The 8,881-nt window shown below is 58.5% G+C and carries 1 protein-coding gene; it reads left to right on the top strand.

Translation table 11 applies throughout. The features are described 5' to 3' along the window. The first annotated feature begins 208 nt into the window (after window positions 1-208). Window positions 209-8,851: a hypothetical protein gene (locus tag LG374_RS03225; RefSeq protein ID WP_225756364.1), complete on the top strand. Its 8,643-nt coding sequence runs from the start codon at window positions 209-211 to the stop codon at window positions 8,849-8,851. Window positions 8,852-8,881 lie beyond the last annotated feature (30 nt).

Raw genomic sequence — 8,881 nt, 5'->3', positions numbered from 1 at the left:
GGAGGGCTTTTACTTGACGAATATCCACAAACCCGTGTTTCCCCTGCTTGGCGAAGTCAGTCTTTACGCCGCGTGGTACCAGACGGAAAAGCACATTTTTTTGCCCTAAAAACATGACTTTGTGGCAGAATGTTGCGGAAACATTACCATTTGCCCATTGGCATTAAAAATGCTCTAACCCGGCAAAAAAATCACCAGGAGACCTGTTATGGCCCATATCACCCTGACTCTGAAAAACCCCGCCGGCGACACCCTTGCCACCCACGCGCTAGATACTAACGGTGCGCCGCAGCATATTGAGGCCATGCATGGCGCCTACTACCAGTTCACGGACGCCGCAAGCGGAATAGGGCCGGAGCAGCTGATCACCGAGCGTAAGGGTGATGACCTCTATATCGCCTTTGATGACGGCACTGACCTGATTATCGACCACTACTTCAGCCAGGGACAGGGCGCGCTGGTTGGTACCCAGGCAAACGGCGGGCTGTACAACTACCCCGTCGCCGCCCTTAGCGAACACGAACTCGCAGCAGAAGTTGCGACAGCACAAGCCTTTGCGCCAAACACGGTGGACAAAGCCGGACTGGCCGCCCTTGGCGGCCTCGCCCTGGTTGGCGGCGGCATTGCCATTGCCGCGCACAACCACGACAAACACCATCACGATGATAACGTGACACCGCAGCCGCAACCCGAACCACAACCCAACCCGAACCCGCAACCCAATCCAAATCCGCAACCGATTCCAGAACCACAACCAAATCCGAATCCGCAACCGATTCCAGAACCACAACCAAATCCGAATCCGCAACCCAACCCAAACCCACAGCCGATTCCGGATCCGCAACCTGACCCGAATCCGCAACCGATCCCGGATCCACAACCTAACCCGAATCCGCAACCCAACCCGAACCCGCAACCTAATCCGAATCCCCAGCCGCAACCTCAGCCGAATCACGAAGGCAAAATCAGCATCAGCGGCGAGGCGAAAGTCGGACAAACACTGGCCGCTGCCGTTAGCGATAACGACGGCGTACCCGCTAACGTGCAATACCAATGGCTACGCGACGGCCAGCCGATTGCCAACCAAACAGGCAGCATCTATACCCTCACCCGCGCCGACGCGGGACACAAAATCACCGTGCGTGCTACCTACAAAGACAACGCCGGATATGACGAAACCCCGCTGAGCGAGGCTACCGCTACCGTTACCGATACCCCTGCACCAAATCCGCCGCCGCAACCGAACCACACGGGCAAAATCAGCATCAGTGGCGAGGCCAAAGTCGGACAAACGCTGACCGCAGCCGTTAGCGATGACGACGGCGTACCCGCTAACATGCAATACCAGTGGCTACGCGATGGTCGGCCCATCAGCGGACAAACGGGTGCAACCTATCAGCTCACCCGCGACGACGCGGGACACAAAATTACCGTACGCGCCACCTACAAAGACAACGCTGGACACAACGAAAACCCGCTGAGCGAAGCTACCGCTACCGTTACCGATACCCCTGCGCCAAATCCGCCGCCGCAACCGAACCACGAAGGCAAAATCAGCATCAGCGGCGAGGCGAAAGTTGGACAGACGCTGACCGCTGCCGTTAGCGATGACGACGGCGTACCCAATAACGTGCAATACCAATGGCTACGTGACGGCCAGCCGATTGCCAACCAAACAGGCAACACCTATACCCTCACCCGTGACGACGCGGGACACAAAATCACCGTGCGCGCCACCTACAAAGACAACGCCGGACATGATGAAAGCCCGCTAAGCGAGGCAACAGCGGCGGTTGCTGACACCCCCGCGCCGAACCCACAACCGAATCACACAGGCAAAATCACCCTCAGCGGCGAAGCGAAAGTCGGACAGACGCTGACCGCTGCCGTTAGCGACGACGACGGCGTCCCCGCTAACGTGCAATATCAGTGGCTGCGAGACGGTCAGCCGATCAGTGGACAAACAGGCAGCACCTACACCCTCACCCGCACCGATGCGGGACACAAAATCACCGTACGCGCTACCTACAAAGACAACGCCGGACATGACGAAAACCCGCTGAGCGAGGCCACTGCTACCGTTACCGATACCCCTGCACCAAAACCGCCGCCGCCGCAACCGAATCACGAAGGCAAAATCAGCATCAGCGGTGAGGCCAAAGTTGGACAAACACTGACCGCAGCCGTTGCCGATGACGACGGCATCCCCAATAACGTGCAATACCAATGGCTACGCGACGGCCAGCCGATCAGCGGACAAACGGGGGCAACCTACCAGCTCACCCGCGACGACGCCGGACACAAAATCACCGTGCGCGCCACCTACAAAGACAACGCCGGACACGACGAAACCCCGCTGAGCGAGGCCACCGCTACCGTTACCGATACCCCTGCACCAAATCCGCCGCCGCAACCCAACCACACGGGAAAAATCAGCATCAGCGGCGAGGCGAAAATCGGACAGACGCTGACCGCTGCCGTCAGCGATGACGACGGCGTCCCCAATAACGTGCAATACCAGTGGCTACGCGACGGCCAGCCGATCAGCGGACAAACAGGCAGCAGCTACACGCTCACCCGCGACGACGCGGGACACAAAATCACCGTGCGTGCGACCTACAAAGACAACGCCGGACACGACGAAAACCCGCTAAGCGAGGCCACTGCTACCGTTACCGATACCCCAGCACCAAATCCGCCGCCGCAGCCCAATCACACGGGCAAAATCAGCATCAGCGGTGAGGCCAAAGTGGGAGAGACTCTCGCTGCACAAATCAGCGATGACGACGGCGTCCCCGCTAACGTGCAATACCAATGGCTGCGCGACGGCCAGCCGATCAGCGGACAAACGGGCGCAACCTATCAGCTCACTCGTGGCGACGCGGGACACAAAATCAGCGTGCATGTCGAATACACCGACAACAAGGGCACGACAGAAAAACCGACCAGTGTCGCGCTGGAGGTGGAAAACAGCCCAACCCCGCCGAACCACGAAGGCACGGTGAGCATCACGGGCGAGGGCAAAGTCGGTAGCGAACTTACCGCCAACATCAGCGATGCAGACGGTGTGCCGGATACAGGCGTGACCTACCAATGGCAGCGTGATGGGCAACCGATCGCCCAGGCCAATGGCAAGACCTATACCCTGACCCCGGACGATGCCGGACACAAAATCAGCGTGCATGTCGAATACACCGACAACAAGGGCACGACAGAAAAACCGACCAGTGCAGAACTGGATATCGGCAAAGACACCCCGCCCCCACCGGTGAACCAGCAAGGCGTGATCACCATCGACGGCAACGCCAAAGCAGGCGAAACCCTGACGGCCAAAATCAGTGACGCCGACGGCGTGCCGGATACGGGCGTCACCTACCAATGGCTACGCGATGGTCAACCTATCGCCCAGGCGAACGGCAAGACCTACACCCTGACCCAAGAAGACATAGGTCACAAAATCAGCGTACAGGCGACCTACAAAGACAACGCCGGACACGACGAAAACATCAGCAGCATGCCGACGGCGGAAATAGCGGGAGCGGACAGCACCAACCACGCGCCGACCGACATCACCCTGAGCCAGAACCAGGTGATAGAAGGCAAAGACGGTGCAGAAATCGGCAAGCTGACGACAACAGACGAAGACACGACGGACACCCACACCTACCGTGTGAGTGATAGCCGCTTTGAAGTTAGCGCTGACGGCACCCTCAAACTCAAAGCGGGCGAACACCTGGACTTTGCCAAAGAACCGAGCGTAACCCTGAGCGTGACGACAGATGACGGGCACGGCGGTACCTACAGCAAAGCATTCACCCTGCAAGTCCAGGATGATCCTAGCTATCCCGCCCAGCCGCAAAATCACGCCCCGACCGACATTACCCTGAGCCAGAATCAGGTGATCGAAGGCAAAGACGGTGCAGAAATCGGCAAGCTGACGACGATAGACGAAGATGCCAACGATGTTCACACCTATACCGTGACCGACGAGCGCTTTGAAGTGACCGCTGACGGCACCCTGAAACTGAAAGCGGGGCAGCATCTCGACTTTGCCCAGGAGCCAAGCGTCAACCTGAGCGTGACGACAGATGACGGGCACGGCGGCACCTACAGCAAAGCATTCACCCTGCAAGTACAAGATGATCCCAACTATCCCGCCCAGCCGCAAAATCACGCGCCGACCGACATTACCCTGAGCCAGAACCAGGTGATGGAAGGCAAAGACGGTGCAGAAATCGGCAAGCTGACGACGACGGACGAAGACGCCAACGATGTTCACACCTATACCGTGAACGACGATCGCTTTGAAGTGACAGCCGACGGCACCCTGAAACTGAAAGCGGGGCAGCATCTCGACTTTGCCCAGGAGCCAAGCGTCAACCTGAGCGTGACCACGAACGACGGTCACGGTGGCACGTTCAGCAAAACCTTCACCGTCTCCGTGCAAGATGATCCCAACTATCCCGCCCAGCCGCAGAGGACACCCGTCCTCAGTCTGCAGGGGGAAACGGGGATTCAGGAAGGTGGCACCGCGCAGTACAAACTCTTGCTCAGCCGGGCAGCCGAGCAGGATGTTACCGTTAAGGTGGAAATTCAGAGCAACACGACGACGCACGGCGTACAAAGCGAAATCCGAACGTTGACGATCGCCAAAGGCGAGACAGCGCTGCCGTTTACGGTGGAAACCACGCACAACGGTAAGGAAGACGGCGGCAGCAGTTTCTCCGTTCACGTGAAGAGTGCGGATGGGGCAAGCATTACTACCTCCGCTGCACCCGCCGATCCGACTCATGGCAACGGTGGCGATCCAGCTTGGGGGCAAAGCACCTTCAGTGCCGCAGGTTTACAGGGGGATTACTATATGCTTTCTGCCAGCGGCGGCCCCACACCGCTGGTGGTATTCCTGCCCGGAGAAGGCCGTTATGAATACAGCGGACAACGGTCTGCTTTTTCTGAATTTGTGTCAAATACGGGGGTTTCCGCACTGATTGTGAAGACACCGGATGCGGCCAGCGGTTCGTGGGGACCGAATGGCGAGCAAAACGCCCGCTACCTACGCGCCCTGCTAGAAGAGATTTATAGCAAATACAATATCGACAAGGGCAACGTTCTGTTAGTAGGCAATGGCGGTGGCGCCGATCTCATCAGCAACTACCTGCTGCCTGCACATAATGATCTGTTCAGCGGCGGCGGTGCGTTGCTGATAGGTGGTGGCGGTTCAGGTAACATTCCCGCTTTCAGCAAAATGCCATCCGACAGTTTGAAAGAGCATTTCCGGATGAAATGGATTGCCGGTGGTGAGGACAGTCATGCCCTGACGGCCTCGCAGCAGGGACAGGAGCATTACACCCAGGCAGGTTTCCTGACCCAGCGGGAAGTCGTCCCGGGTGCCGATTACACGCAAACGGCCAATGATGTCGGCAACACTTTCGTTGATATGTGGCTGCAACAAGAGCATGGAAATCCGTTCCTCAGTGTCACCACTTCTGTTACCGATATTGATGCGGTCAACCACGCGCCGACCGATATTTTCCTCAGGGGCAGCGCCTCTATCGATGAAGGCAAGGATGGGGACTATATCGGTTCGCTGGACGTGAGTGATCCCGACCGTGATGACAGCTTCGCCTTTACCGTCAGCGATGAGCGCTTTGAAGTTGTTTCGTACTATGGTTTTGAACACCATCTGAAACTGAAAGACGGACAGCATATTGATTATGCCAACGAACAAAGCGTGACCGTGACCGTGACCGCGACCGATAAGGGCGGACTCAGTGTGGATAAAACCTTCACGCTGGCAGTCAAGGACAACCCGGACTATCCCGCGACGGAAAACCGGGCGCCGACCGACATCATCATTCAATTCCCTGCTATCAACGAAGGGAAAGACGGCGCCATCGTAGATGATGTACAGGTAAAGGACCCTGATCTGCTGGATAAACATACCTTCACCATCAGTGACAACCGTTTCGAAATCACCGACAAAGGCGTGTTGAAACTCAAAGACGGCGTGCATATCGATTACGCTACGGAACAAAGCATCAACCTCACTATCACCGCGACTGATCAAGGCGGCCTTAGCGTCGAAAAAACCTTCACTCTGCGCGTGGATGACGACCCGCATTATCCCAATCGTGAAGGCAGCGTCACCATCAGCGGCGATGCCAAAGTGGGCAGTACCCTTACCGCGAACGTGAGCGACCCCGATACCGTGTCCGACAGCAGCATCCGCTACCAGTGGCTGATTGACGGCGTAGCTGTGCAGGGGGCGACACAAAAAACCTACACCCTGCGCCCTGAAGACGCAGGCAAAAAAGTCAGCGTCCATGTCGAATACCGTGATAACGGTCTGCATGATGAAGCCCACGACAGCGACAGTCTTGATGTCGCAGCACAGTCCGCCAATCAGCCGGGTTCCGTTACCATCAGCGGTGAGGCGAAAATGGGTAGTGAACTGACTGCTACCGTGACCGATGCCGATAAATTCGACGCCGCTAACGTGCAATACCAATGGCTGCGCGACGGGCAACCCATCGACAAGGCCAACGGCAGCACCTATACGCTCAGTAAAGACGATGCCGGGCACAAGATCACCGTGCAGGCGACGTACAAAGACAACGCCGGGCACGACGAAAACCTGACGAGCGAGGTAACGGATATCCCCGCGCCGCCGCCGAATCAACCGGGCAGCATCAGCATCACGGGGGACGCCAAAGTGGGCAGCACCCTGACCGCGACCGTAAGCGACGGCGACGGCTTCACCGCCGACAAAGTCCAATACCAATGGCTACGCGACGGCCAGCCCATCGACAAAGCCAACGGCAGCACCTACACGCTCAGCAAAGACGACGCCGGGCACAAAATCACCGTGCAAGCGACGTACAAAGACAACGCCGGGCACGACGAAAACCCGCAGGACAGCATCACCACAGAACCAGCGGCGACGAACAAAATCCAGGTCAGCAACGCCGCTGCCGTCAGCGAAGGCAACAGCCTGCACTACACCATCAAGCTCGATGCTCCGGCGCAGGCAGGCCAAACCCTGAAAATCAGCGCGAGCCACCATAACAGCGCCGTGGAAGCAGACAAACTGGCACAGACGGCCGACCCCTTCCAGCCGGGCGAATACCTCGGCAACGGCACCGTCTTCACCCGCAGCGTCGCCAACATGCCGCTGGCGGATAACAGCGCGGCAATCACCCAATACGCGCCGAGCATGGCCAAAAACAACTACGGCGTCGTCACCGGACTGAACCACAAGAGCTACAACATCCCCATCTACATCGTGGATTCATCCGACCCGAAACAACACTACGCCACCATCACCTCTGATGACGCGCGGGTGAACGCCTCGGCGGACATCAAAGCCCACACCACCGGCAAAATCCCGCTGCCGGAATACGCTACCCCTGCCGGCGGCGGCGACAGATCCTTCGCCGTGTACGACAAAGCGACCGGGCTGATGCGCGAATACTTCTACGCCGTAAAACAGCCGGACGGCAGCTGGAAAGTCAGCGCTGCCGGATACTTCCAGGGGCAGGCGGGGCTGGATGACCTCGGCGTGAAAAACTACTGGATGCAGCACGAACACGGAGGCTCCGCCGTCGTCCGCATGCTCAACCCTCTCAGCCAGATAGGCATCTCGGAAATCCTGGCCGGGCGCATCAACCACGCCGTCTCCGTCACCCTGCCGAATGCCAAAAAAGGCGTCATCTCCTTCCCCGCCCAGGACAGCGACGGCACCGATGAAAACCCGAACGCCCCGGCCGAAGGCCAATGGTTCCGCATCAAACCGGGCGTTGACCTCGACACCTACACCCGGGGCGGCAAACCGCTCGGCGAACTGACCAAAATGATTGCCAAAGCCGTCCAGACCTACGGCGGCTACGGCGCGGACAAAAACCTCAACAACTTCGCCTTCAACGCCGAAAGCGCGCACAACTACCTCGCGCGCGGCAAAGAAGACCCGTGGCGCGAAGGCGGGGAAATCGCGCAAAAAGTCGGCGGCAACATGAACATCAACGACTTCCCGTGGGAACTCGTCGAATGGGCGCCCGTCGGCTGGAACGACAAAGGACAAGACGCGGGCGTGTACAGCAACACCCAGCCCACCGCCAGCATCAACGGCCAGGAAGTCCCCATCACGGGCGGCGAAATCACCCTGCCGGCAGGCGCAACCGAAGTACACATCAACGTACCGACCCTGACCCACAACAACTTCGAGCAGACCGACAGCGTCACCCTGAACGCCGCGCTGCATGACGCGAACGGCAACCTGCTGGACAGCAGTGCAGGCACAGGACAAGTCAACGATGCGCCAAACCCGATAGCCGACAGCACCCACGGCAACGGCGTCCTGATCAGCCCGAACGTCAACCCCGACGAACTGGCGAAACTGGTGAGCCTCGACGGACAGGAACTGATCGACTACATCGACCAGCACGGCCACAACATCCTGCAAAACGTGCAGAACCCGACCCCGTCGCCGGTACTGCGCGGCGGCGATGGCGACGACATCCTGGTCAGCGGCTACGGCGTGGACCACCTCGCCGGCGGCAAAGGAGCGGACACCTTCGTGTACATCATGGACGGGAAAAACAGCTTCCCGTACCAGAACAACGACCAAATCCTGGACTTCAACCCGGCAGAAGGCGACCGCATCGTGCTGACGCGCGGCGACGGCTGGACACTACAATTCGACAAAGTCGATTTTGTGGCAGACGCACACGTCCAGCGCCTGCAATACAAAGTTTACAAAGGCTCAGAGGCCTACATAAACGCCATCCACATCCAGTCACACGACGGCCACCTCTTCGGCGTAGAAGAAATCATGAAAGCCGTGACCATCATGTGATGACGCGCTTGCGCACCCAAAGTCCGGCGA

This window comes from Cardiobacterium sp. Marseille-Q4385, from assembly GCF_916618745.1.
GTDB lineage: Bacteria > Pseudomonadota > Gammaproteobacteria > Cardiobacteriales > Cardiobacteriaceae > Cardiobacterium.
The sequence above is the reverse complement of the archived record's forward strand: the minus strand, read 5'-3'. Positions and strand labels throughout refer to the sequence as shown.